Annotated in this window: 26 protein-coding genes; 13 read left to right on the top strand and 13 right to left on the bottom strand. The window is 68.1% G+C overall.

Features of this window, described 5'->3' with window-relative positions:
* Positions 1-96: 96 nt before the first annotated feature.
* The 3 genes from E3O65_RS13455 to E3O65_RS13445 form a co-directional block, all read right to left on the bottom strand.
* Positions 97-810 (bottom strand): GAF and ANTAR domain-containing protein, encoded by a 714-nt coding sequence (locus E3O65_RS13455; protein ID WP_134364246.1) that lies wholly within the window; start codon positions 808-810, stop codon positions 97-99.
* Positions 803-1,489 (bottom strand): GAF and ANTAR domain-containing protein, encoded by a 687-nt coding sequence (locus E3O65_RS13450; protein WP_166785753.1) that lies wholly within the window; start codon positions 1,487-1,489, stop codon positions 803-805. The genes E3O65_RS13455 and E3O65_RS13450 overlap by 8 nt, the downstream gene beginning before the upstream one ends.
* A gap of 138 nt (positions 1,490-1,627) precedes the next feature.
* Complete coding sequence (locus E3O65_RS13445) at positions 1,628-2,071, bottom strand: MarR family winged helix-turn-helix transcriptional regulator (protein WP_166785752.1); 444 nt, start codon at positions 2,069-2,071, stop codon at positions 1,628-1,630.
* A gap of 286 nt (positions 2,072-2,357) precedes the next feature.
* Here E3O65_RS13445 and E3O65_RS13440 point away from each other — a divergent pair, with 286 nt between their 5' ends.
* A complete protein-coding gene (locus tag E3O65_RS13440) occupies positions 2,358-2,618 on the top strand; it encodes a hypothetical protein (RefSeq protein ID WP_134364243.1) in 261 nt (86 codons plus the stop codon).
* 350 nt (positions 2,619-2,968) lie between these two features.
* Positions 2,969-3,148 (top strand): hypothetical protein, encoded by a 180-nt coding sequence (locus E3O65_RS13435; RefSeq protein WP_134364242.1) that lies wholly within the window; start codon positions 2,969-2,971, stop codon positions 3,146-3,148.
* A gap of 96 nt (positions 3,149-3,244) precedes the next feature.
* Here the strand turns inward: E3O65_RS13435 and E3O65_RS13430 are convergent, their stop codons facing one another.
* On the bottom strand, positions 3,245-3,772 hold the full coding sequence (locus E3O65_RS13430) for a pyridoxine/pyridoxamine 5'-phosphate oxidase (protein WP_134364241.1): 528 nt from the start codon (positions 3,770-3,772) through the stop codon (positions 3,245-3,247).
* A gap of 73 nt (positions 3,773-3,845) precedes the next feature.
* On the opposite strand from E3O65_RS13430, the gene E3O65_RS13425 reads away from it, so the two are divergent.
* Positions 3,846-4,736: an NAD-dependent epimerase/dehydratase family protein gene (locus E3O65_RS13425; protein WP_134364240.1), complete on the top strand. Its 891-nt coding sequence runs from the start codon at positions 3,846-3,848 to the stop codon at positions 4,734-4,736.
* A 73-nt stretch (positions 4,737-4,809) separates the two neighbouring features.
* Here E3O65_RS13425 and rbsD read toward each other — a convergent pair whose 3' ends face one another.
* The 6 genes from rbsD to E3O65_RS13395 all read right to left on the bottom strand — a co-directional run bounded on the left by rbsD (position 4,810) and on the right by E3O65_RS13395 (position 10,729).
* On the bottom strand, positions 4,810-5,193 hold the full coding sequence (rbsD, locus tag E3O65_RS13420; RefSeq protein WP_134364239.1) for a D-ribose pyranase: 384 nt from the start codon (positions 5,191-5,193) through the stop codon (positions 4,810-4,812).
* On the bottom strand, positions 5,190-6,113 hold the full coding sequence (locus tag E3O65_RS13415) for a ribokinase (protein WP_134364238.1): 924 nt from the start codon (positions 6,111-6,113) through the stop codon (positions 5,190-5,192). Before E3O65_RS13415 ends, rbsD begins: the two co-directional genes overlap by 4 nt.
* Positions 6,110-7,054, bottom strand: coding sequence for a substrate-binding domain-containing protein (locus tag E3O65_RS13410; RefSeq protein WP_134364237.1), 945 nt, complete (start codon positions 7,052-7,054; stop codon positions 6,110-6,112). Before E3O65_RS13410 ends, E3O65_RS13415 begins: the two co-directional genes overlap by 4 nt.
* A 73-nt stretch (positions 7,055-7,127) precedes the next feature.
* A complete protein-coding gene (locus E3O65_RS13405; RefSeq protein WP_134364236.1) occupies positions 7,128-8,099 on the bottom strand; it encodes an ABC transporter permease in 972 nt (323 codons plus the stop codon).
* A 10-nt stretch (positions 8,100-8,109) separates the two neighbouring features.
* Positions 8,110-9,624, bottom strand: a complete 1,515-nt coding sequence (locus E3O65_RS13400) for a sugar ABC transporter ATP-binding protein (protein WP_134364235.1) — start codon at positions 9,622-9,624, stop codon at positions 8,110-8,112.
* 1 nt (position 9,625) lies between these two features.
* The gene (locus E3O65_RS13395; RefSeq protein ID WP_134364234.1) at positions 9,626-10,729 is read right to left on the bottom strand and encodes a LacI family DNA-binding transcriptional regulator; all 1,104 of its coding nucleotides are present in this window, start codon (positions 10,727-10,729) and stop codon (positions 9,626-9,628) included.
* A gap of 257 nt (positions 10,730-10,986) precedes the next feature.
* Here E3O65_RS13395 and E3O65_RS13390 point away from each other — a divergent pair, with 257 nt between their 5' ends.
* Positions 10,987-11,220, top strand: coding sequence for a hypothetical protein (locus E3O65_RS13390; RefSeq protein WP_134364233.1), 234 nt, complete (start codon positions 10,987-10,989; stop codon positions 11,218-11,220).
* 186 nt (positions 11,221-11,406) lie between these two features.
* Here E3O65_RS13390 and E3O65_RS13385 read toward each other — a convergent pair whose 3' ends face one another.
* Complete coding sequence (locus E3O65_RS13385; protein WP_134364232.1) at positions 11,407-12,243, bottom strand: SDR family NAD(P)-dependent oxidoreductase; 837 nt, start codon at positions 12,241-12,243, stop codon at positions 11,407-11,409.
* A 190-nt stretch (positions 12,244-12,433) separates the two neighbouring features.
* Here E3O65_RS13385 and E3O65_RS13380 point away from each other — a divergent pair, with 190 nt between their 5' ends.
* The 6 genes from E3O65_RS13380 (at position 12,434) to E3O65_RS13355 (ending at position 19,327) form a co-directional block, all read left to right on the top strand.
* Positions 12,434-13,288 carry an ABC transporter ATP-binding protein gene (locus E3O65_RS13380; RefSeq protein WP_134364264.1) on the top strand — a complete coding sequence of 285 codons (855 nt, stop codon included), beginning with the start codon at positions 12,434-12,436 and terminating at the stop codon, positions 13,286-13,288.
* 138 nt (positions 13,289-13,426) lie between these two features.
* Entirely contained in the window at positions 13,427-14,476 is a 1,050-nt protein-coding gene (locus E3O65_RS13375; RefSeq protein ID WP_134364231.1) for an aliphatic sulfonate ABC transporter substrate-binding protein, read from the top strand.
* Between the two features lie 5 nt (positions 14,477-14,481).
* The gene (locus E3O65_RS13370; protein ID WP_134364230.1) at positions 14,482-15,348 is read left to right on the top strand and encodes an ABC transporter permease; all 867 of its coding nucleotides are present in this window, start codon (positions 14,482-14,484) and stop codon (positions 15,346-15,348) included.
* Positions 15,339-17,447 carry an acetate--CoA ligase gene (gene acs, locus E3O65_RS13365; protein WP_134364229.1) on the top strand — a complete coding sequence of 703 codons (2,109 nt, stop codon included), beginning with the start codon at positions 15,339-15,341 and terminating at the stop codon, positions 17,445-17,447. Before E3O65_RS13370 ends, acs begins: the two co-directional genes overlap by 10 nt.
* 91 nt (positions 17,448-17,538) lie before the next feature.
* Positions 17,539-18,126: a hypothetical protein gene (locus E3O65_RS13360; protein ID WP_134364228.1), complete on the top strand. Its 588-nt coding sequence runs from the start codon at positions 17,539-17,541 to the stop codon at positions 18,124-18,126.
* A gap of 406 nt (positions 18,127-18,532) precedes the next feature.
* Positions 18,533-19,327 (top strand): 2,3-bisphosphoglycerate-dependent phosphoglycerate mutase, encoded by a 795-nt coding sequence (locus tag E3O65_RS13355; protein ID WP_134364227.1) that lies wholly within the window; start codon positions 18,533-18,535, stop codon positions 19,325-19,327.
* A 70-nt stretch (positions 19,328-19,397) separates the two neighbouring features.
* Here E3O65_RS13355 and E3O65_RS13350 read toward each other — a convergent pair whose 3' ends face one another.
* Positions 19,398-20,579, bottom strand: a complete 1,182-nt coding sequence (locus E3O65_RS13350) for a glycerate kinase (protein ID WP_134364226.1) — start codon at positions 20,577-20,579, stop codon at positions 19,398-19,400.
* Positions 20,580-20,665: 86 nt separating this feature from the next.
* Between E3O65_RS13350 and E3O65_RS13345 the strand changes: the two genes are divergently transcribed.
* A complete protein-coding gene (locus E3O65_RS13345) occupies positions 20,666-21,658 on the top strand; it encodes an LLM class F420-dependent oxidoreductase (RefSeq protein ID WP_134364225.1) in 993 nt (330 codons plus the stop codon).
* Positions 21,659-21,791: 133 nt separating this feature from the next.
* Positions 21,792-23,006 carry a methyltransferase gene (locus tag E3O65_RS13340; protein WP_166785751.1) on the top strand — a complete coding sequence of 405 codons (1,215 nt, stop codon included), beginning with the start codon at positions 21,792-21,794 and terminating at the stop codon, positions 23,004-23,006.
* 68 nt (positions 23,007-23,074) lie between these two features.
* Here the strand turns inward: E3O65_RS13340 and E3O65_RS13335 are convergent, their stop codons facing one another.
* Positions 23,075-23,449: a DUF1622 domain-containing protein gene (locus E3O65_RS13335; protein WP_166785750.1), complete on the bottom strand. Its 375-nt coding sequence runs from the start codon at positions 23,447-23,449 to the stop codon at positions 23,075-23,077.
* Between the two features lie 436 nt (positions 23,450-23,885).
* Here E3O65_RS13335 and E3O65_RS13330 point away from each other — a divergent pair, with 436 nt between their 5' ends.
* A complete protein-coding gene (locus tag E3O65_RS13330) occupies positions 23,886-25,289 on the top strand; it encodes a DUF6421 family protein (RefSeq protein WP_134364223.1) in 1,404 nt (467 codons plus the stop codon).
* Positions 25,290-25,292 lie beyond the last annotated feature (3 nt).

Genomic DNA, 25,292 nt, shown 5'->3' with positions numbered 1-25,292 from the left:
TAGCCGACGAGCCTGGGTCTCCGACATAGAGCTCGAGGGCCGGTACGCGCATCTTCGCCACGGCGTGTGTGTCGACTCGGTCGATTCGTTCCCGGGTCAGATAACGAGAGTCTGGTCCACGAGTTCCTGGGCAACCTGGGACAGCATCACGCGGTTGCTGCGAGCGTAATTCCGAAGCAGAACGAAGGCCTCCTCCATCGAGACTCCGCGGGAATGCGAAATCACTCCCTTGGCTTGCTCAATCACGACTCGAGAGGTCAACGCGTTCGTCAGTTGCTCCCGCACCGAATTGCTCTCTCGGAGGGTGCGTTCCTGCAGAATCCCGATCGTGGCCACATCGGCCAACGCCTGGGCTGCCCGCACATCCTGTTGCCGAAGGGTGCCGGGAACAGTGGACAGCAGGTTCAGGGCGCCGATTGTCGTCTCCCGCAGCCGCAACGGGATGGCATGGACCGCAGCGAAACCCTGTTCCCTGGCGCTGTCACGAAAACGCTGCCACGCGGGCGGGCTGTTCTCCACGTCAGACAGTGAGACGACCGCGCCGGTGGCGAAGCACTCCACGCACGGGCCCGCACGGGCGCTGAGTTGCATCACCTCAACCAGCCGGCTGGCTTCGCTGGTCGAGGCGACGACTTCGAGCTCGCCGTCTCCGTCGGCCAGAAGGATGCCTGCTGCCGCAATGTCGAAGAGGGCGGCGCAGCTCTCCACCAGCGTTTGCAGGAGATCCACCACGTCGTAACCGGCAACAAGGGTGTCCGCCAAGGTCGCGAACGTATCGATCAAGCGGTCTTCTCTCGTTGCATCAATCATGAGAGCCCTCGATCTGGTTCTCATTCACCGCAAAACTCAGGCGCCGGTCGATGATCTCCTGCGCGACCTCCTGCATGGGCCGGCCGGCGGCAAACGCGTGGCCCTGGATGACCAGGAGCGCGTCTGTGGCGGGAATCCCCAGTTGGGCCAACACCATGCCCGTGGCCTGATGCACCTCGCGCCGGGAGAACTGTCGGCGGGCGTCAGCGTCGCCCTCGATGTCGCCCTCGGCCAGCCGGATGGCGCGAGCGAGGACGAGGCGGCTGACAACGGTCGCGAGACCGGAGGTCTGCCGGATACTCAGATCGCTGAGGCGTCCCGGCCTGTTTGTGTACAAATCAATGGCCCCGATTCGCAGGGGGCCCAGCAGCAGGGGAAAGGCGAACAGCGCACCCAGGCCTTCGGCGATGATGGCCTCCGAGAACGCCGGCCACACCCGTGTCGGTCGGTGACGGATGTTCGGTTCAAGAATCGGGGCCCGGGTCGCCAGCGCATCCCAACAGGGACCCTCGCCAAGATCCAATTGCAACTCGTCCAGTCGAATCGATTGCGCATCGCTGGCCGAGATCGTCTCGGCAGGAAGAAAATCGCCGAACGTCGAGATGGACAGCCCGTCCACCGGCAGCACCCCCAACAGGGGCTCATACAACCGCGATTCATCACCGGCCAACGCGGTCAACGCTCCTTCGGCTGCCTCAAATCGATCACGCATGGCACTCGCACCTGCGCTTCCGGCTGCTGCTTCGATTGAGAACTGCCCACTTCATAGTCCGAACGTACTCCGCCGTGCCGGAAACGGGCGATTCTGCGGCATCCGTCACGCGCTGTTCGCTGCTGGAATCTGAGTTCCGGCAAGTCCTTCTTCCAGGTCGTAGCCAAGCGCCGCCGCGATACTGAGCAACTGCGCCTCGAGAAGCGATTGTTCGGCGAAGGACTGCTGTTCCAGGACAGTGCCGATCCTCGCCCGAAAATCGCCGTAAATGCTGCTCATCAGCGTCTCGCCCGTCGCCGTCAGCTCCAGGAACAGACTTCGCCGGTCAACCGGGTTGGCGACTCGACGCACAACGTCCCGAGCGACCAACCGGTCACAGATCGCGGTGACCGCCCCCATCGAGAGGCCTGTGGACCCGGCCAGCATCTTCGGCGTCACCCGGCCCGCCTCCGAAATCCGAACGAGCACGCGAATCTCCGACCCCGTCAAACCTGCCGCCGCCGCCATCCCCGCACGGGTCTTGTCCAAGGCTCGCAGCAGAACGATCACGGCAGCGGTAACACCCTCAAGAACCTGGACAGTGCCACTTTCCTTGAACATGGTTTCTCCCGAGATTAACAACGCGAACCCAGCCGAATCGCCGGCAATTCCGCCTCTACCCTAACGACGACTCCTCTATTATTCCAACACAGAAGATTACGTGTCTTGAATAGTTTGAAATTCAAACTAATCGCTATATATTACTTCCCGACGCTGATTCCGAGCGGCATCGTCCGATCCCTGCTGGGCCACCGCATGGCGCTTCAGGGTCTGCTGAGAGACAGGGCCTGCATCCATGAACGAATACCGCCTGACCGTGAATGGCGACCGCTACGTCGTCGACACCGACGATGACCTGGCGGCATGGAAAACCTCCGTCGCCGACGCTGTGCGGGCCGGCGGCGGATTCATCAACGTGACCAATTCCACCGGGTTCCTGACCACTCTGCTGATCACCCCGAACTCGACAGTCACACTGCAGCGGGTCCGCCCCCCACGTCCTGAACCGTGGCCTCAGCTCCTCGCAGACGAGGCCTTCACCTACGAGGACTTCTGAGGCGATCTCCTCGATAAACCTCGAATGAGTGTCTTCGGAGCCTTCGTGCCGGGCCCGTGGCAGCGGTCCGCGCCGACAACGGTTTCGTTGAGTCACGGCCCCGTTCGTCCCCCTGGCCGCCACGGAGACGGGCGTGTTGCTGCCGGTGCGGGAACCTGCCCTCGGCACCTCACATGCGTTGAATACGGCACCGCACGAGGTGACCACGCCGTCTGGGGTCACCGTGAACGCCGATAAGGGGCCGTGGACGGCACCCTGCTCGTGCGCGACTCCCGCATCAATCTGGTCACCCGCATGCAGAAGTGGGACTCCCGCCTCGGCATCGCTGCGGTGAGGCGCATGCGGGGGCTGTGGCGGTCCTCGCTCGTGGCCCCGAGCGCGTTCTCGGTCTACCGCACCGGGAAGTCACGGCCATCGGCGGTTGGCCGGATGCCATCGGCGAAGACATCGTGATGATCTGGAGGCTGCTGGAGCAGGGCACCCTGGCGCTGTTCGTCGCGTTCGGCACCATGGACGTTGTCCCGGCCTGAGCGCTGACCGTGCTCCCGATCACGCTGGTGATTCACGGAAGCCCGCGCGCCGCTGGAAGTAGGCGCACTCTGGCGCCGCGATCAGCCCGCGGGAACTCAGCCGGCTGGAATCGAGTAGCGGTGACGCACGTGCTTGCGGCCGGGATCGGCCTGCCAGAACTCGACCTCGACCGGGCGCAGGGCGTACAGCTGCCAGGTCGGGTTGGGTGTGCCGTCGGTGCTGGGCCGTTCGGACCAGTCGGCCGCCGAGGCCTCCGCCGACAACTCCACGACCGGGCCGACCACGCGCACCTGACGGCCGAGCGCCGACCAGAAGAAGTTCATCGCGGCCAGTGGATGCTGCGTCAGCTCCCGGCCCTTGCGTGACGCCAGCGAGGTGGCGAAGTGCCAGCCCTCGGCGTCGAGGTTCTTCAGGATGAGCATTCGCGACGACGGCATGCCGTCGGCTCCGACGGTCGCGAGGCTGAACGAGTGCGGCTGGGGAACCCCGGCCGCGAGGGCCTCGTCTAGCCAGCTCCGGAACAGCTCGGCGGGGTCTTGCGGCGCGGAAGCCGGGTCGAAGACCGGTAGATCGGCGGGGAAGTCCGGCAGGGCACGCAGCATGCTGCGGAATGATTCGCTCACGCCGCGAGCCTACTGCCCCGACTGTCAGCGCACAGAAATGCCCGCTAGCGTTGACGGTGATCAGAGGAGCGAGATGACGGTACTCATTGCGGGATGCGGCGACCTCGGCACAGAGGTCGGCCTGCGTTTCGCGGCGCTCGGGCACACGGTGGTGGGGCTGCGTCGCAACGCGGCCGTGCTCCCCGCCGCAATCCAGGGCCAGTCCGTCGACCTCAGCGCGCACAAGCCGGTCGTGCCTGCCGACACGGAGATCGTGATCGTGGCGATCGCCGCGGGTAACCGTGACCCCGTGGCTTACCGGGCCGCCTACGTCGACGGCGTGCGAAACCTGCTCGACGCCTTCGACGAAGTCCACGTCATGCCCCGGCGCGTGCTGCTGGTGTCTTCGACCGCCGTCTACAACGTGACGGATGAAAGCTGGGTCGACGAACAGACCCCAGCGAATCCGAAGCCCGGGACCGACGCCATCCTGGTCGAGGCCGAACAGCTGCTGCACGCGCGCATCCCTCACGCCGTCATATTCCGCCTGTCAGGAATCTACGGTCCCGGCCGGGAGCGGCTGATCACCCAGGTGCGGGCCGGCCGCGCCACTCTGTCCGCCTCGGCCCGGCACACCAACCGCATCCACCGGGACGACGCCGCGGCCGCGATCGTGCACCTGATGCTGCGGGAGGAGGAGCCCGCCCCCCTCTATCTCGGCGTCGACAGTGCACCGGTACGCAGCAACGAAGTGCTGGTCTTCCTAGCCGAGGAACTCGGTCTGCCGGCACCGGCGGCGGAACCGACGCCGGGGCCGAAACCGCGGCCCGCGGGTGAGCCCCCTGCCACGCGCGAAAGCCGGCGCGGAGGTGACAAGCGTCTCCGCAACCGGCTGTTGCTCGACACGGGTTTCACGTTCAGCTACCCGACCTACCGCGAGGGCTACCGGGCCGTGTTGGCGGGTGGCGGCATACGACACCCGTAGCTGACGCCGCACCGGTTCGGGAACGAAACGTCCCGAACCAGACGTCCCGAATGAAACGACCAGAACGAATCGTCTAAAACGAGACGCCGCAGACCAGCGCTGCGTTCGCGAACGGCGTCGCCTCACCCGAGCGGATGAACAGCTTGGCCGATGCCGCGAGGTCCTTGAGCTCGGAGTGGCTGATGTACTCGATCGCGTCGAAACGGTCGGCCAGCCAGGTGCCCGCGGGCGCGGACTTCGCCTCCTCCGCAGCCACGCAGTGCTGAAACACCATCTCCCCGAGCAGGGCGTCTAGCACCTGCTCGAAGCGCGGAACACCGTGCACCAACGCCAAGTCGATCACGGGAACGCCGGCCGGGATCGGCATGCCGCAATCTGCGAGGAGAACGACATCCGTGTGCCCGAGGCGGGCCAGGGCGCCGGAAAGGTCGGCGTTCAGAATGCCGCGTCGCTTCATGCGTGCACCAGCGGCAGTTGGTCGTCCAGAGAAGGGTAGGACGTTTGCGTACCGCGCCCCTGCACCGCAAACGCACCCACGCGCACGGCCCGGCGAACGGCCTCGGAGAGGCTTGACCCTGCGGCGAGCTGCGCGCTCAGGGCGCCGACGAACGCGTCGCCGGCTCCGGAGCTGTCCACGGCGACGACCTGGGGCGACGCCATACTATGCGTGCCGTCCCGGTCGCCGCAGATGGCGCCCTTCGCGCCGCGGGTGAGCACGACTGAGGGAACGCCCCATTCGAGGAGCCGGGCGACGAGCTCGGCGTCCTCGGCAGGGATGACGGTGTTCGGCGCGAGTTGGGCGAGCACGAGGGCAGCCTCGTGCTCGTTGACGACGAGCGGGTCGGCCCGACGGATGCTCGCGGCATCCAGTTCGATCACGGGCGCCAGGTTCAGCACCACCCGCCCCGTGGCCAACTTCATGGCCGCCAGAATGCCGGCTGCGGGGATCTCCCCCTGGAGTACCACTACGGCGGCCTCGGCGATGACGGACGCGCTGGCCTCGACGGCCTCCGCGTTCAGCTGGGCGTTGGCGCCCGGGATGATCACGATGGTGTTCTCCCCATTGGCGTCCACGGTGACCAGTGCCAGCCCGGTCGGGCCGTCCACCGCGTGCACATTCGACAGGTCCGCTCCGGCGCGGGCGAGGATCGCTGTCGCGACCTCAGCCTGCGGGTCCCGGCCCACGCGACCGACCATGAGCACCGTGGCGCCCAGCTGGGCGGCCGCGACGGCCTGGTTGGCCCCTTTCCCTCCGGGGAGGAACTCCATCGACGTTCCGATGAGGGTCTCACCGGGCAGCGGGTGGCGTTCGATGGTGATCAGCTGATCGACGTTGATCGACCCGACGACGACGACCGTGCTGGCAGTGCCACTCATTTGGTGAAGTCGCCGACATTCGTCTTCGTGACGGAGACGACCTCAACCGGGACGGTCTTCTCGATGGTGTCGCCCGCGATGGCCTTGATGGCCAGCTCAACGGCGAGTCGGCCGAGTTCGGCCGGCTGCTGCGCGACGGTGGCGACCAGGGTGCCAGCCTCGATGGCGGCGAGTCCGTCGGAGGTGCCGTCGAAGCCGACGACGGAGACCTCGGTGCCGGCACGGGAGCCGAGAGCCTGGATGGCGCCGAGCGCCATTTCATCGTTCTCGGCGAAGAGGCCGGTCACACCGGGATTAGCCTGCAGCAGGTTGGTGGTCACGTCGAGCGCTGCGGCGCGGTCGAAGTTGGCGGTCTGCTTGGCGACGACGGTGATGTTCGGGTAGGCCTTCATGCCCTCTTCGAATCCGGCGCCACGGTCACGGCTGGCGGAGGTTCCCGAGACACCCTGCAGGTGGATGACGGTGCCCGTCTCGCCCATCGACTCGGCGAGGGCGTCGGCGGCCTGACGGCCTCCGGCCACGTTGTCGCTGGCCACCAGCGAGTTCAGCTCGGCGCCATTGACCGTGCGGTCGACCCCGATGACCGGTATCTTCGCGTTCAGCAGGTCGTTGACGGCGGATGCCGCGGCATCCGAGTCGACCGGGTTCACGATGACGGCCTTCGTGCTGCCCGATGCGGCGGTGGCGAGTTGGTTGGCCTGCGTGGCCGAGTCGTTTTGGGCGTCGACGATGCTCAGCTTCACGCCGGCCTCGTCGGCAGCGGCCTGTGCGCCGTCACGCAGTTCGACGAAGAACGGGTTGTTCAGGGTGGAGACGGCCATCACGATCTTCGTGCCGGACGCCTCGGCCCCGCCGCCGCGGCCACAGGCCGTGGTGCCCACCAGGATGAGGGCGGCGGTGGCGGTCAGGGCCGCAATTTTGCGAAACGAGGAGGACTTCATTGTGTGTTCCTTATGGTTGTGGATGGTGGTCGAAAAAGTGGGCAGGTGCAGCGGATGCCGGTCGGCAGCCGGATCAGCTGCTGCGGGTCTTGCGGCGCAGCACGTCGACCCCAACGGCGAGGGCGATCACGAGGCCGATCACGACCTGCTGCCAGAACGAGGTGACGTTGAGCAGGTTCAGGCCGTTGCGGATGACGACCAGGACCAGTGCACCAACGAAGGTGCCGGAGATCTTGCCGAGGCCCCCGGAGAGAGAGGCGCCGCCGATCACGACGGCCGCGATCGCGTCGAGTTCGTAGCCGGCTGCGGCCTGCGGCTGCGCGGAGTCGAGGCGTCCGGCGAGCAGCAGCCCTGCGAGGGCGGCGAACAGTCCGGCCAGCGCGAAGACGGTGACGAGGATGCGCTTGACCGGCAGACCCGAGAGGCGTGCGGCCTCGGCGTTGCCGCCGACCGCGTACATCGAGCGGCCGATGACGGTGCGGTTGAGCAGGAAGGAGGCCGCCAGTGCGGAGAGCACGAGGATGACGATGGGCATCGGTACGGGGCCCAGGTTGCCGCCGAGGAAGGAGACCTCGGCCGGCGTCGAGATCGGGCGGCCGTCGGAGATGACCAGGGTCAGTCCGCGGGCCACGCTGAGCATGGCGAGGGTGGCGATGAAGGAGGGCAGTTTGCCGTAGGCGTTGGCCAGGCCGTTGATGGTTCCGGCCAGGGCTCCGACGAAGAGGCCGCCAAGGAGGGCGAGCCAGCCCGGGAGGCCGGCGCTGGCGAACATCCAGCCCGACGACATGGCTGACAGCGCCGCAACTGCGCCGACCGACAGGTCGATCCCGCCGGCGACGATGACGAAGGTCATGCCGAAGGCCAGCACGGCCACAGTGGAGACCTGGATGCCGATGTTGAGCAGGTTCTGCGCGGTCAGGAAGTCCGGGGTCGCGATGAACAGGGCGAGGCAGAGAACGACGAGGCCGACCAGGGCGCCGTTGTTGGCGAGGAACTTCTTGTAGTCGATGCCGCGGCGTTTCGCCGGCAGAGTTGTGGTGGACATGGTGATTTCCCTATCTCTGTTCGTGCTTCTCGTCGACATCGCGGGCGGCGAGTGTCATGACTGCGTCTTGGGTGGCCTCGGCGGCGGTGAGCTCGCCGGCGAGTCGGCCGTCGCGCATCACCAGAATGCGGTCGCTCATGCCGAGAATCTCGGGCAGTTCGCTGGAGACCATGAGAATCGCTCCCCCGGCCGCCGTGATCGCGTTCATCAGTTCGTAGATCTCGACCTTGGCACCCACGTCGACGCCGCGGGTGGGTTCGTCGAGCAGCAGCACCGTCGAGGCGGCGATGATCCAGCGGCCGAACACGGCTTTTTGCTGGTTGCCTCCGGAGAGTGCACCGATCGGCTGGTCGATGGTGTGCATCCGGATGCGCAGTTTCTTCGCAACCTCGCCGGCGCGGCTGCGCTGACCGGCGAAGTCGACCAGGCCCAGCTTCGCGGTGGACGCCAGCGTGGCATAGCCGAGGTTGTCATTGACGGATGCGTCAAGCACCAGCCCCTGCCCCTTGCGGTCTTCGGGAACGTGCCCGATGCCCGCGGCGATTGCCGCCGAGATGCTGCCGTTGGGCAGGTACCGGCCGCGCACGGCGACCGTGCCGGAAGTGTATCTGTCGACGCCGGCGATGGCGCGGATCAGTTCGGTGCGACCGGCGCCGACCAGCCCGGCGATGCCGAGCACCTCGCCGGCCTTGACGGTGAAGCTGATGTCGTCGAACGAGCCGGCCGCGGTGAGCCGGTCGACCGTGAGGATCTCGGATGCCTGGCTCATATCGCCGGTCACCCGCGGGAACTGGTCCTCGATGCTGCGGCCGACCATGAGCTTCACGAGGTCGTCTTCGGGGGTGGAGGCTGGCACCTCGGCGATGAACTCTCCGTCGCGCAGCACGGTGACGGTGTCGCCGACCTCGGCGATTTCGTCGAGGTGGTGGCTGATGAACAGCATGCCAACGCCGCGGCGGCGCAGGTCGGCCATCACGGCGAACAGGCTCTCCGTCTCGTGGCGGGTCAGGGCCGCGGTGGGCTCGTCCAGGATCAGGATGCGGGCGTTGATGCTCAGCGCCTTGGCGATTTCAACCAGCTGCTGCCGGGCGATGCCGAGGTCGCCGACCAGAGTGTCGACGTCGACGTCAAGGCCGATCAGGGCGAGGGCGGCACGTGCCCGGTTGCGCAGGGCGCTGCGGTCAACCATGCCGCGCTTGGTGGGCATCCGCCCGAGCATGACGTTCTCGGCGATGCTCATGGTCGGCACGAGGTTCAGTTCCTGGTGGATCGTCGCGATGCCTAGTTCTTCCGCCGCGCGGGTGGTGGGCAGCGTGACCGTCTGCCCGTCCACCACGATGTGGCCGGCATCCGGCTGATACACCCCCGCCATCATCTTGATCAGGGTGGACTTGCCGGCGCCGTTCTCGCCCAGCAGCACCTGCACCTTGCCGGCGTAGACGCTGACGGTGACGTCTTTGATGACTGTCACCGGGCCGAAGGTCTTGCCCACGTTCTGCAGGGTGACCAGAGGTTGTTGACTCATGTCAGTTCTTTCTCAGGCTCTGCCCGGCTGCGGGTGAAACGAATTCGGGTGAGACGGATGCGGGTGAGACGGATGCGGGTGCGCCCGTTGCGCCCGCTGCGCCCGCGAGGGGCATCGCCGACGACGCCCGGATGATCAATTCACTGGGCAGCACCACCGACTCGGGGGTGCCTCCGCCGATGACCTCGAGCAGCATCTTCACGGCGATGCGGCCCATCTCCTCAACGCTGTGTGAGATGACGCTCAGCGCCGGGTCGAGCAGCGCGAACCACTCGATATCGTCGAAGGCGATCAGGGCCACGTCGCGGCCGATGCGCATTCCGCGCTTGTGCAGGATGGCGATCGCGCCCACGGCCATCGGGCTGTCGGCAGCGAGCAGGGCGGTGGGCGGCTGGCGCAGTTCGAGCAGTGCGTGCACTCCCAGCGAGCCGCTGGCGGCCTGGAAGTCACCGAAGTAGACGAGCTCGGGATCCTGGCTGAGACCAAACTCGGCCACGGCGCGGGTGAAGGCGGCGAACCTGTCCCGCCCGGTCGAGATTGCCTGCGGGCCCGAGATGTAGCCGATGCGGGTGTGGCCGGCCGCGGCGAGATGTTCGACGGCCTGACGAATGCCGGTTTCGCTGTCGGTGGTCACGCTCGGCACGTCGACGCCGTCCACGGTGCGGTCAACGAAGACTGTCGGGATCTTGCGCTGGATCAGCGAACGGATGCTGCCGCTGCCGTCCCCGAGAGGGGCCAGAACGATGCCGTCCACCCGCCGTGAGATCAGGGTGTCCAAATACCGGTCCTGCTGTTCCTTGCGCTCGTTCGCGTTACCGAGCAGCGTGACGTAGCCGGCGGCCAGTGCGGCCTGTTCGACCGTGTGGGCGAGGTCGGCAAAGAAGGGGTTGCGCACATCCGACACCAGCAAGCCGATGGACTCGGTGTGGGTGCTGCGCAGGGCCCGCGCCTGGGCGTTGGGTCGGTAGTCGAGCCGGGCAGCCGCGGCGACGACGCTCGCTCGAGCCTCGGGCGAGGTGGCGGGGCTGCCGGAGAGCACCCGGGACGCGGTGGCGACGGAAACGCCGGCCAGAGCGGCGACATCCTTGATCGTGATGGCAACCATCTCTCACCTCTTCGTGTTCGTGCGCTACTCGTCGTCGTGTTCGCATCCCGTGGAATCGTTTCCATGGAAACGATTCCATACTAGATCGCCCAGGAGGCGGCTGTCAATGCGCCGCGGTCGTCCCGGCGCACCTTCTGGAAGCAGGCGCAGGAGAGAACACCCGCCGCGATCCATAACCTGCGCCGCGAGGCTCTCCGCAGCTCTATCGAACGCTGTTTGGAAAGACTGTCGACAGCTGGGTGACAGGCTCTCGACTCATGTTCGCAAATTCTCAGACCCTGACCACCACCGCGGACGACGGCTGGCAAATGACGGATGCCCTCGCTCGTCTGGGTGCGACCGGCGCAGATCCTGGGGCTCTCGCCGAGGCTGAGGTCGCGTCGCTGAACGTGGACACGGTCTTCACGCGGGCCCGGCGTTTGAGTGATCGTCTCGATGCGGCCGGTATCGCTGCCCGGGAGAAGAAGGCCCTCAACGATGCCGGGCCGTAGACTCGGTGCCTGCCGGATCTGCCACTCACGGGCAGATCGAGGGCAACCGTGCACACCGGAAGCCATCCTCAGACATCCCTCGAACCGGAAGCCGATCTTAAACCTGCTCCGCTCACAGTCTGTGCAGTTTTTTCCCTCGGCTCCAGCTCCAGCTCCAGCTCGAGCTCCAGCTCAGACCGAGATAGGTCAGGGACGACCGGTGAACTTGTCCATCGATCCGTAGACGCCGAAGATGCGACCGGCGACGACGTCCCACAGGGGCAGGGGCAGCACTCCTCGCGCCACCTTCGAAAGCTGGACCGACCAGGGCATCGTGAGCATTGGTGTTCCGGCGAGCATCGCCCTCCAGACCCGATCGACCACGTACTCCGGGGTCATCACCGGTGTCAGCAGCGGTCCGCGGGCACCCTCGAACATCCCCGTCGAAATGTAGCTGGGGCAGACGGTCGTGACCTTCACCTGTCCGTAACGCTGCTGGCGCAGCTCCAGGCGTAGCGAGTCGCTCCATCCGATCAGAGCCGCCTTCGACGCGGCGTAGACACTCATACGCGGGTTCGAGAGCGTTCCAGCCGCCGACGCGATGTTCACGATGCGCGACGCACGACCGCGATTCGCCATCATCGCCGGCAGGAACTCGCGGGTGATGTACATCGGCGCGAGCGCGTTGATCTGCATGGTCGGCCGGGTGTCGGCGCCATTGTCGTGCTCCCAGAAGAAAGCGCCACGCACGATGCCGGCGTTGTTGATCAGGATGTCCGGGTCGCCGACCTCGGTGCGCACCCGCTGGGCAGTTTGGGCGATTGCACCCAGATCGGCAATGTCCACGACGTACGGTGCCACGATCGTTCCCGCTCCGGCCCGATCACCGAGGATGCCGGCGACCCGGGTGAGAGCCCCCGCGTCACGATCCCAGAGAATCACGGCCCTCGCCCCCTCGGCTACGGCCCGCTCGGCGTAGAGGCGGCCCATGCCGCTGGCGGCACCGGTGATCAGCACAAGAGCTCCGGAAACAGTTCGAGTCATGGGCCCATCATCCCAAGAAGATGAGCCGCGTGTTACGTCCAGTTGCGTGCGGACCGGCAGCATCCGCCCGCCCTCGGCTAACGTCAAGCAACTCATCACCGCCCCCGACCGAAAGACCCCCATGCCGCACAGCGCCACACCTCACACAACGACCGGCCTTCCGGCGTCCGTGCGCGCCGCCGCGGCCCGGATGCCTGCCTCGCCGCCGGCCTTCGCTGTGGAGTTCGAGGCCATCGGCCGCACGTTCGCCCCGGCGAACACCCGCGGCGCGGCGAGCAGACTGCCCCCGGTGCTCCGCGACGTCTCGCTCTCGGTGCGCCCCGGCGAGGTCGTTGCGATTCTGGGCACAAGCGGATGCGGCAAGTCCACTCTGCTGCGCATCGCCGGCGGCCTCGACACACCGAGCTTCGGCAGGGTCAGAATCGACGGCGCTCCGGTCGCCGGAATCGACCCGCGCTGTGCCGTCGGATTCCAGGAACCGCGCCTGTTGCCGTGGAGAACGGTCACCGAGAACGTCGCACTGGGACTGCCCCGCGGCACCCCTCGCGTCTCGGGCCGCGCCCGCGTGACCGAGCTGATCGAGCTGGTCGGCCTGTCCGCGTTCGCCGACCACCGCCCCCGTGCCATCTCTGGCGGCATGGCGCAGCGCACCTCCCTGGCCCGCGCGCTCGCCCGCCGCCCTGGCGTCCTGCTGCTCGACGAACCCTTCGGTGCCCTCGACGCACTGACTCGCCTGAAAATGCAGGACCTCCTTCTTGACGTGCACGCCCAGGCGCCGACCACGGTGCTGCTCGTGACGCACGACGTCGATGAGGCGCTGCAACTGGCCGACCGGATCATCCTGCTCGGCCGGGACGACAACGACCACCGCGCCGGCGCCACCATCGTGCAGGAGCTCACGGTTCCCGGAGCGCGCCCCCGCGACCGCGGTTCGGCCGAACTCGCCGAACTGCGCGGGCGGCTGCTCGCGGGCCTCGGCATCGACCGCCACGGCGAGGCGCGCGGGCTCGCCGCGACCTCCACCATCCCGGCCTTTCCCTACTGACCACCCCCTGCTGCACCCGTACTGATTGATCCCCCTGATCCCCCACCCGCTTTGCTCCCCCACCCGTCCATTTCCCGCCGCACACCGCTTTCCCCCACCCGGCCGCAACATCCGTTGCCCACCACCTGAGAGAACCCGATGACCCAATCCCGCTCCAATACCCGAATCACGCTCCTCGCCGTGGCCGCCTCCGCCGCGCTGCTGCTCAGTGGCTGCGTCGCCGGCGAGAACCAGCCGGCCGCGGAACCGGCGGCTGCCGCCGGAGAGGACACCGTCACAACCGGCGGCACCCTTGACATCGACTTCGCCACCTACAATCCGCTCAGCCTGGTGATCAAGGACCAGGGCTGGCTGGAGGATGCCCTCAGCGAGCAGGAGATCGCGGTGAACTGGGTGCAGTCGGCCGGTTCCAACAAGGCCAACGAGGCCCTGCGCGCCAACGCCATCGACGTGGGTTCCACGGCAGGCTCGGCCGCGCTGCTATTCCGGTCCAACGGCTCGCCGATCCAGGTCATCGACATCTTTTCCCAGCCGGAGTGGGCGGCTCTCGTCGTTCCCGGCAACTCCACGATCACCGATGTCGCCGACCTCAAAGGCAAGCAGATCGCCGCCACCAAGGGCACCGACCCCTACTTCTTCCTTCTCCAAGCGCTGGAGGAGGCCGGCCTCACCCTCGACGACGTGACCGTGCAGAATCTGCAGCACGCCGACGGTTGGGCGGCCCTCCAGAACGGCTCGGTCGACGCCTGGGCCGGACTCGACCCGATCATGGCCGGCGCCGAAGCGGCCGGTGCGGAGCTGCTCTACCGAAACGTCGACTTCAACAGCTACGGCTTCCTCAACGCCACCGAGAGCTTCCTGACCGAGAAACCCGATGTGGCACAGACCGTCGTCGACGTCTACGAGCACGCCCGCGCCTGGGCGTTGGCGAACCCGGAAAAGACCGCTGAGATCTTGGCCGGCGTCTCCGGTCTCGACCTCGCCGTGGCCACCACGGTGATCAGCGAACGCTCCAACCTCGATGTGGACAACGTGCCCGGCAAGGCCCAGCTCACAGTGCTGAAGAAGATCGGCCCAACCTTCGTCGCCGCCGGTGATGTGGCCGCCCAGAGCCAGATCGACGATGCCCTCGACACGATCATCAACGACACCTTCGCCATCAAGGCCGATCCGTCGGTCGTCGAGTAGCGGTCATGACCGAGACCGTGCCCCACCCGCTGCCGCGCTCGGCGGCAGGCGTCGAGCGCGCCGCCGCGCGCGCCAGTCGCGACGGCAGCACGGCGAGCGCCCCTCGCCGCCCGCTCACCTCGCGCGGCTGGGTCACGCTCATCGGCGGTGCACTACTGCCGGTCCTGATCCTCGCGGCCTGGCAGGTCACCACCGCCCTCGGCGTATTCACCATCGCCCAGCTGCCATCCCCCGCCTTGGTCTGGCAGGCCGGACTCGACCTGTTCGCAAGCGGACTGCTCGGCCAGTACGCGGCCATCTCCACCCAGCGGGTGCTCATCGGCTTCGCGGTCGGCGCCGCCCTCGGCATCGCCTTGGGTGCCCTCGTGGGTCTGTCGCGGTCCGCCGACGTTCTGTTCGCCCCCACCCTCGGCGCCATCCGGGCGGTGCCCTCGCTCGCCTGGGTTCCTCTGCTCATCCTCTGGTTGAAGATCGGTGAGGAGTCCAAACTCACCCTGATCGCCATCGGCGCCTTCTTCCCCGTCTACACGACCGTGTCGGCGGCGCTCCGGCATGTGGACCGCCAGCTCGTGGAGGCCGGCCGTGCGTTCGGCCTGAGTGGAGTGCGCTTGTTCACTGCCGTGCAGCTGCCGGCCGTGATCCCCTCCGTCGTCTCCGGGTTGCGACTGGCCCTGGCCCAGTCCTGGCTGTTCCTCGTCGCCGCCGAGCTGATCGCCTCCTCGATGGGGTTGGGCTTCCTGCTGATCGACTCTCAGAACAACGGCCGCATCGACCGCATCCTGCTCGCCATCATCCTGCTGGCCGTCCTCGGCAAGCTGACGGATGCCGCCGTGGGCGTCTTCGAGCGCTGGGCGAACCGCAAATGGGCGTGACGCCGGTGCCGGCCACCGGCAGGCAGGGCGTGGCGACGCCACCCACCGGGGCCCCGCACCCAATTGATCCGGCGAGCGCCACCATCCGTAATCTCCTGACCGAGACCCGGCGCTACCCGGCCCCGGCCGCCTTCGCGGCACAGGCCAACGTCGACGCCACGTGGTGGGATCGGGCCGCCGCCGATCCGATCGCGTTCTGGGCCGAGCAGGCCAACCGCCTCGACTGGGCCGTTCCATGGCACACCGACCACAGCTGGCAGCCGGCCGAAACGGATGACGACGGCGTGCTGTCCGTTCCCCGCGCCGAGTGGTTCACGGGTGGCATGCTCAACGTGGCCGTCAACTGCGTCGACCGTCACGTGGCCGCCGGCAAGGGAGACAAGGTCGCCTTCCACTTCGAGGGTGAACTCGGCGACCGCCGCACCATCACCTACGCCGCCCTCGAACGTGAGGTGAACCGGGCCGCCAACGCGCTCACCGACCTCGGGATCGTTCAGGGCGATCGGGTGGTGCTCTACCTGCCGGTGATCCCCGAGACCATCATCATCACCCTCGCCATCGCGCGCCTCGGCGCCGTGCACTCGCTCGTCTTCGGCGGGTTCTCGGCCGAAGCGCTGCGGTTCCGGGTGCAGGACACCGGAGCGAAGCTGCTCGTGACCACCGACGGCCAGTTCCGCCGGGGCCAGGCCGTGCCGGTCAAGGCCGCAGCCGACGAAGCCGTCGCGGGCGTGGACGCGATCGAGCATGTGCTCGTGGTGCGTCGCACCGGCGACCTGACCCCCGACATCCCCTTCACGCCCGGCCGGGATGTCTGGTGGCACGAGAGCGTCGACCTCGCATCGTCTGTGCACGAACCCGCGTTCTTCGACGCCGAGACTCCGCTGTTCATCATCTACACCTCAGGCACGACGGGCACCCCCAAGGGGCTCGTGCACACCAGCGGAGGCTACCTCACCCACGCGTCCTGGAGCCACTGGGCCGTCTTCGACGCCAAAGAGGACGACGTGCACTGGTGCACCGCCGACCTGGCCTGGGTCACCGCGCACAGCTACGTGCACTACGGGCCGCTCTCCAACGGCACCACCTCGGTGATCTACGAGGGAACCCCGAACACCCCACATCCGGGTCGGCACTTCGAGATCATCGCGCGCTACGGGGTGACCACCTATTACACGGCGCCGACGCTCATCCGCACGTTCATGACCTGGTTCCCGGAGGGGTTGCCGAGCGAGTTCGACCTGTCCAGCATCCGTCTGCTCGGTTCGGTCGGCGAAGCCATCAACCCGGCGGCGTGGGTGTGGTTCCGGGAGAACATCGGGGCCGGCAGCGCCCCCATCGTGGACACCTGGTGGCAGTCGGAGACGGGCGCCGCCGTGATGGCGCCGCTGCCGGGCGTCAGCACCCTCAAGCCCGGTTCGGCCCTGCGCGCCCTGCCCGGCCTGACGACGCACGTCGTCGACGACCACGGCCGGCCGGTGCCGTTCGGCTCCGGTGGCTACCTGGTGATCGAGGGAACCTGGCCCGGCATGGCCCGCACGGTCTGGGGCGACCCGGAGCGCTACCGCGACTCCTACTGGGCGCGGTTCGCGAAGCAGGGCTTCTTCTTCTCCGGCGACGGCGCGAAGTACGACGACGACGGTGACATCTGGCTGCTCGGCCGGGTCGATGACGTGATCAACGTGTCCGGGCACCGCCTGTCGACGATCGAGATCGAGTCGGCGCTGGTGGCGCATCCGCTGGTCGGCGAGGCCGGCGTGGTCGGCGTGACGGATGCGAGAACAGGCGAGGCCATCGCGGCCTTCGTGATCCCGGCCGTGGCACCAGCCGCCGACCTGGGCGACCCCGCGGTCTGGCTGGCCGCTCGGGACACCCTCGAACTCCTACTGCGGGCTCACGTCACGCAGTCGATCGGGGTCGTCGCCCGGCCGCGGGAGTTGTTCGTCGTGCCCGACCTGCCCAAGACCCGCTCGGGCAAGATCATGCGCCGACTGCTCGGCGACATCGTGGCCGGTCGTGCCCTCGGCGACGTGACCTCACTGCAGGACGACACAGTTCCGGGCCGCATCGCCTCGATCGTCGCGGCGTCACGGCAGAGCTGAACCGGCGATTCCAGTGGTTACAGCGCCTACCCAGCGACGGGTGGAATCGTAGTGGACAATCGCCCCGATCCCCCGAGCCAAGGAGCACACCATGGGATTCTTCGACCGCATCTTCGGCACCGAGCCCCAGCAGCCCCAGCACCAGGGCACCGCCGCACCACAACGAACCGACGACGAGATCGCCGTCGAACGCTACCAGTACCTGCTGCGCACGGCACCGCCCGAGACGATCGAGCAGGTGCACGCGGAGGCCTTCAGCAAACTCACCGATGAGCAGCGCGACCTGCTGTTCCGCCAGCTGAGTGAGAACGCCAGCGCCGGCGAACGCCCGGCGAATGCCGAACCGGCAACCCTGGCCCAGGCTGCGACTCGGGCGGAACTGCGCCAGCCCGGCACCCTCACCCGCGCCTTTGGCAATCAGGGTCAGAGCGGTCAGGGTCAGAGCGGTCCGAGCTTCGGCAGCATGGTCGGCAGTTCCCTACTCGGGACCGTTGCCGGCTACGTGGTCGCGTCAACGCTCATGAGCGCCTTTCTGCCGACGGATTCCGGTGGGGCGGATGCCGCGGGCGCCGACTCCGGCTCTGAGTCCGGCTCCGGTGACTCCGGTGGCGACTCCGGCGGCGGTGGCGACTCCGGCGGCGGTGGCGGTGGCGATTTCGGCGGCGACTTCGGCTTCTAGGTGAGCCTGTCGGAATAGCGGTTGGCGACGACAGTTCCCGGCAGGGCCGAGGCGTTAGTCGTGCCCGAGTCCGGCAGCAATTCCGTCCCAACGAATTCGACGGAGATTTTCCGAAAAACCGGCTCAACCGCTCCGGAAGGGCGCATTTTCCGCAAATTCTCCGTCGAATCGATTTGCCCCCCTCCCCCGCGAGAGCGCACAATCTGCCCCCCCATGGCGCCGCCGAGGGGGCAGATTTCGTGCTCTCGCGAGGGGGGGCGACCGGCGGGCAGGTGCAGGTGCAGGTGCAGGTGCAGGTGCAGGTGCAGGTGGACTGTAACCTGAGGGATCGTGGCGGACGATCCGCTACGGGCGGGCTGCGGTATCCGTTGCCGGGGGCACCTGAGACTGAACAGGACTGGTAGCCGTGCGCACACCGGGGGTATTGATCGTGCTTCGGCATGGTGAGAGCACCGCAAACGCCGCCGGGCTGTTCACGGGCGTACTGGATGCGCCGCTGTCGGAGCAGGGAATCCGCGAGGCCAACGGGGCCACCGCACTGCTGAACGCGGCGCTGTCCTTGGACGTGCCTCAGATCGACGCTCTGCCTCACCCCGCAGTACCGGTCACCCTCTTCACGTCGACGCTGGCGCGCGCCCGCCAGACCGCCACGATCGTCGCCGCCGGGCTGGCCCGCCCGCTCGAGGCGCTGGTGTCGGACTGGCGCCTCAACGAACGCAACTACGGCGCGCTCACCGGTCGATCCAAGGACGATGTGCGCGCCGAGTTCGGCGAGGCGCAGTTCCTGGCCTGGCGCCGCTCGGTGGCCGAGGCCCCGCCCGCCATGGACGACCGGCTCTTTGACGAGTTTGCCGCCACCGCCCTGTTCCGAGCGCTGCCGCCCGCCGCGCTGACCCGCACCGAGGCGCTCAGCGACGTCATCCGTCGAGTGGATGCCTTCCTCGCCGAGTGCGTCGACCCCCTTCTCGCTCGCGGCCGTACCGTGCTCGTGATCGCGCACGGCAACTCCCTGCGCGCCCTGTGCGCGGTGCTCGACGATCTGGACGCCGCGCAGATCCGCGACCTGAACCTGCCCACCGGACAGCCGCTGGTATACCGTTTCGATTCTGGTGGACACCCGACCATGCCTGGCGGCCGCTACCTCGACTCCGTCACGGCGCTGGCTGCCGCCATCACGCTCGCCAACGAGGGCGGCACCTAGCGCTCCGGCGGGCGCACGGCCATCTCAGCCACTCAGGGCCCAGCGCTCGGGGCTCATAGGGCTCAGGCGCTCAAGCGCCCGTCGCCCAGCCCGCCTGTGCCTCGCGCGGCACCCCGGCTGAACGTCCGAGGGCGAGGATACGACACACCGTCGCGGCGGCCCTTTCGAGGTTCGCCGGGCCATCCGTCAACGCACGTGGCAAGTCGCTGACCTCGTGAACGATCGGTACCAGCGCGGCGAAGCCCTGGTCGTAGAGCACTTCGGCCCCCGGCCCAATCCGACCGGCGAACGCGATCACGGGCACGCCGTGGCGCGCGGCCGCCTCGGCCACCCCGAGCGGGGTCTTGCCATGCAGGGTCTGCCCGTCGATGCTGCCCTCTCCCGTGAAGACGAAGTCGGCCCCACTCAGGCGTTGCTCGAGGAGGGCCACCTCCATCACGACCTCCACGCCGCGCCGCATACGGGAGTCGAAGCAGGCCAGGAAAGCCGCGCCGAGCCCGCCGGCCGCGCCGGCGCCGGGCAACTCCGCAACGGAACGGCCGGAGTCCGCGGCGAGCACCCCCGCGTAGACCGTGAGGGCTGCCTCGAGGTCCTGCACGGCCTGCGGGTCCGCGCCCTTCTGCGGGCCGAAGACGACGCTGGCGCCGCCAGGCCCGAGCAGGGGGTTCGAGACATCGCTCGCGATCTCGAACTCTGCCGAGCGCGCCCGAGGGTCGAATCCCTCAAGATCGATCGTGCTCAGCCTCGCGAGCGCTGCGCCGCCGCCGGACAGGTTGCGTCCGTCGGCGTCGAGCAGCCGCGCACCGAGGGCGTGCAGCATTCCGGCCCCGCCGTCGTTGGTGACCGATCCACCCAGCCCGATCACAAACCGGATTGCGCCGCGATCGAGCGCGTCGGTGATGAGTTGCCCCACGCCGAACGTGCTCGCGGTGCGTGGGTCGCGCTCGGCTGCCGCGACGAGGTGGATGCCGGCCGCCGCCGCGATCTCCATGATCGCCAGTCGATCGTCCGCCACGTAGCCGTAGGCCGCCCGCACCGGGCGACCACGGGCATCCTGAACCTCGACCTCGACGATCTCGCCGCCGCAGGCCGTGACGAGCGCCTCCACGGTGCCCTCGCCGCCGTCGGCCATCGGCACCCGCACGCACTCGGCGGTCGGGAACACAGAACGGATGCCGCGCTCCAGGGCCGCGGCGGCCTCGGCGGACGACATGGACTCCTTGAACGAGTCGGGGGCCAGAACGAACTTCATGCTGTTGATCCTTCCCGGTCTCGGGCGGGCGCTGCAACCGTGTGAGGTCGCCGAAGCATCCGCTGCCCAAGCGTAGGCTCGAAACCATGCGATTCGGACTCTTCATACCTCAGGGCTGGCGACACGACCTGGTCGGCATCGACCCGACCGAACAATGGGCGACCATGAGCGGACTCGCCGCACACGCCGATGGCGGTGAGTGGGAGTCGATCTGGGTGTACGACCACTTCCACACCGTTCCGGTGCCGAGCGAGGAGGCCACCCACGAGGCCTGGACGTTGATGAGCGCGTTCGCCGCCACCACGAAACGGGTGCGCCTCGGCCAGATGTGCACCTGCATCAGCTACCGCAACCCGGCATACCTCGCAAAGGTCGCCGCGACCATCGACGTGATCTCCGGCGGACGCGTCGAAATGGGCATCGGCGCCGGCTGGTACGAGCACGAGTGGCGTGCCTATGGCTACGGCTTCCCACGCGCCGGCGAGCGCCTCGCCCGCCTGGACGAGGGCGTGCAGATCATGCGCCAGGCCTGGACCACCGGCACGGCCACTCTGGCCGGACAGCACTACCAGGTGGACGGCGCCATCGTGCGCCCGCTCCCCCTGCAGAACGGGGGAATCCCGGTCTGGATCGCCGGCGGTGGCGAGAAGGTCACCCTGAAGATCGCCGCGAAATACGCGAACTACACCAATTTCGACGGCTCCCCCGAGGGCTTCTCGCACAAGAGCGAGCTGCTCGAGGCGCATTGCACGAGGGAGGGCACCGACTTCGGCGCCATCACCCGTTCGGCGAACTACAACACGGTGATCGGAGCAACGGATGCCGAGGTCGCCGACCGACTCGATGCCATCCAGGCCCGGGTCATCCCCTATCTCGGCGAGGCCGGCGCGGTCGCGTTCATGGCCGAGTATCGCAGCGGCGAGGCGCAGGGCGTGGGCACGCCCGAGCAGATCGTCGAGCGCCTGACCGGCATGAAGGAGCGCGGCCTCGGCTACGCCATCCACTACTTCCCCGAGGCCGCCTACGACCGGTCCGGTCTGGAGCTCTTCGAGCGCGAGGTCATGCCGGCCCTTCGCTAGGCGGCCGCGGCGCCCGGCCCGCACACCGTCCCCACCCGCCGACCTCGGCACTTCCGGTCGAGTTCGACCGGCACACCACTCGAACTCGACCGCACCGGTCGAACTCGTCGCGTTGAGCGCGAGGATGGAACACATGAGCAGCACGAGCACCGCCACCGAGCCCGCCCGGATCACCTGGCAGGAGGGCGGGCAGGCCCGGTCGGCCCTCTGGCACTCGGAGAGCGGCTGGGCGCCACCCAAACGAATCGTCATCGCCGATGACCAACTGACCGCGGATGCCGCCTACCGCCTCGTCCAGAATGGCACCGGCATGCTCTGGCGCGGCGACTTCCACAATGCCCGGCAGTTGCTCACCGCACTCGGTCGCCGCGTCGACCGCGGCCGGCACTCGCCCACGACCGACGCGGCCGCGGCGTTCCGCCGCTACCGGTCCGAGGCGCTCCGCCGCTCGCAGCTGCTCGGACTGCTGCTCGTGCCGCTGGACGCCGACTACACCGTTCCCCTCCGCCGCGCGCCCGACGTGCGCCAGGCCTGCACCGAAACCTACGGCCCGGCGACGGATGCGTCGGTCACCGCCCTGCGCGAGCTCGTCGGCGTCATCGGGGCGCACGAGTGGCGCACGACCGGCGTCGACGTGCCCGCGCTCGGCGCCCGCATCCACCCGCACTACGGAGTCTTCTCGCCGGTGCGCGGCGAGTACCTCGACCTGGTCAATACGGCGCCGCTGCCGGCAGCCTGGGCTGCGGCCTCCGGAGGTTCTGAGGCCGAACCCGGCCTGAGCGCCTCGCCCGCCACCGCATTCGACGTGGGCACGGGCACCGGGGTGCTCGCTGCGGTGCTGGCGCGACGCGGCATCCGTCGCGTGGTCGGCACCGATCAGGAACCGCGGGCACTGGCCTGCGCGCGCGAGAACATCGAGCGGCTCAGTCTGACCGGCTCGGTCGAGATCGTCCGGGCCGACCTGTTCCCGATCGGCCGCGCCGATCTGGTGGTCTGCAACCCGCCATGGATTCCCGCGTCCGCCGTCACCGCCACCGACTTCGCCGTCTACGACCCAGACAGCCGGATGCTGCGGGGCTTCCTGTCGGGGCTGGCGGACCACCTCGAGACGGCCGGGGAGGGCTGGCTCGTGCTCTCTGACATCGCCGAGCACCTGGGCCTGCGCTCTCGCGGGGAACTCCTCGACCTGATCGAGGATGCCGGACTCGAGGTCGTGGCCCGCCTGGACACGAAGCCGGTGCACCGCCGCGCCGCCGACGCGTCCGATCCCCTGCACGCTGCCCGCTCGAAGGAAGTGACGTCCCTGTGGCGGCTGCGCACCGCTTCCTCGGACCAGCCTCCCCGGTGACCCGACACCTTTGAGGGGTGGGCGCCGTCGCCGACCCCCGAACGTGTCGGTTCATGCGTCCGTACTGGCTACCTGGGGTTCTGCGTTCTGGTCGCCGCGAGGCGCCAGCGCGCCCAGGGCCAGACGCCATCCATCTCCACCTCGAGCGAGAAGCTGAGCAGCACCCGGATCACCACGATCGACCCGAGCACCAGCACGCTCTCCGGGGTGGGTGCCACGACGATGGTGCGGATGATGTCCGCGATGATCAGAACTTCGAGTCCGAGAAGGATGGCTCGGCCCAGATTGCGGCGCAGCTCCTCGTAGGCCCGCTGCCGGGTGGCGGTTCGCAGTCCGGCCGGTACGGCCGCGATCACGGCGGCGGCCCCACCCAGCACCATGATGGCCGCGCCGGCCGCCTCGACGACCCGCACGACAGCGGAGATCACCTCGTCAAAGTTCACCGCGGCACTCCTCGCTCTCTGGTCGGTGCGACGATAGCGCGGGCAACCCCGCAGAGCGAGCGTCGCGCCAGTCGGCGGAGGACACGTGCGGCGCGCGTCGTGCGGGCCGCGTCATCACGGGGGGCGCCATCACGGGGCGCGCGCCGGTGGCCGCGCAGGTGGCCGCGCAGGGTGGCCGCGCAGGGGCGCGCGCAGGTGGCCGTTCCGGCTGAGAGTGACCGGCGCAACGGTCACTCTCGACCGGAACGGGGATTTTCGGCGACCCGAGACCGGGAACACGGCGATTCGTTGCGAGCAATGGCAAGAAAACGCCCGCACCCTCCCGCTACTCTGGACCGTGGCGCCGGTTGGCACCACCCCAGTCACCACCACAGCCGGCACCACCACACGCGTAGCCCGCCGCGCCCGCGGCACTCACGAAGGACGGGAGGTTCCCATGTCGAATTATGTTGCGCAAGATGCACTGGTCGGTGAGCCCGAGGTTCTCGAGGATGCCGCCGCCGACTCCGGCGCCGGCCCGGCCGCCCACCCGGCCTGGCTCCGCCTCAAGTCCGCGGCCACCGCGCTGCAGGCCAGCCAGGTGCAGGACGGCTCGATCCCGAACGTCGACGCCCACTCGGATGCCTCAGCTCACGTCGCCGTGATCACCGCGGCCATCGACGCGCTCACCCCGCTGTTCCCGCACGATGCCGCGTACCTCACCGCTGTGAACAAGGACTTCGCCCGCTGGTGCACCGACGGCTTCGGCGTGCCGGACTTCTACGACTCCTTGATGGCATTCCAGCCGCAGAGGAACCGGATTGACGGCATCCGTCACCTGGTCGTGTTCCCGATGTACACGCAGAACGGAAGCGCCAACCGCTTCGTCGAGGCCGTACTGGTCGAGGTCATCTGGCCGGAGTTCATCGATGAGCTGGAGCAGGAGTACACGAACGGCCTGTTCGTGCCGATCCGGTTCCTCGACTTCACGCCCGGCTACGACACCAACTCGGCCGTTCTGTTCCCTGAGACCGTAGCCATGCGCGAGATCCCAACGTTCACCTGGGGTGCGATCTTCGCCGACCGTGAGGCCGCCCGGTTCCGCCGGGTGGTGCGTGCGGCCGCCGAGATCACGCGACTCGAGCTGCCCGCCGACGCGGCGGCGCTGCTCGACGACCAGCACCTGACGGAAGAAACCTTCGTCATGTGGGACCTCATCCACGACCGCACGCACATGCGCGGTGACCTTCCGTTCGACCCGTTCATGATCAAGCAGCGGATGCCGTTCTTCCTCTACTCGCTGGAGGAACTGCGCTGCGACCTGACCGCATTCCGCGAATCGGTCGCGATCGAACGCAACGAGAAGGCCAGCCCGGAGGCGCAGAAGCACGCGAAACTCGTGCAGTACGCCGTGATCTTCGACCGGATCTTCCGGTTCGCAATCAGCGGCAGCCGGGCGCGCAACTACGACGGTCTCGGCGGGCAGCTGCTGTTCGCGTGGCTGCACCAGCACCACGTGCTGCACTGGACCGACACCCGGCTCACCTTCGACTGGGATGCCGTGCCCGATGTCGTGATCGCTCTCGGAAAGCAGATCGACGACCTCTACTGGGCATCGATCGACCGCCCGAAGAAGTCCCACTGGCTGGCCGCCTACGACATGATCGCGAAGACGCTGACGCCCAACCCGGCATCCCAGTGGTCTCGCGGTCTGCCGCTGGACGTGCTCGCCGGCCCACCGAAGGGCTACACCGACCTGGTGCTCGACGACGAGTTCCCCCTGTCCATGTTCTTCGAGGCGCTCGACAAGAAAATGAAGCCCGTGATCGAGTCCACCGCCGGGCTCACCGGGCGTGACTGATGT

Origin of the sequence: Cryobacterium breve (assembly GCF_004402375.1) — a bacterium.
In the GTDB taxonomy this organism is placed as follows: domain Bacteria; phylum Actinomycetota; class Actinomycetes; order Actinomycetales; family Microbacteriaceae; genus Cryobacterium; species Cryobacterium breve.
Note: the sequence above shows the minus strand (reverse complement) of the source record. Positions and strands in the feature narration are given on the sequence as shown.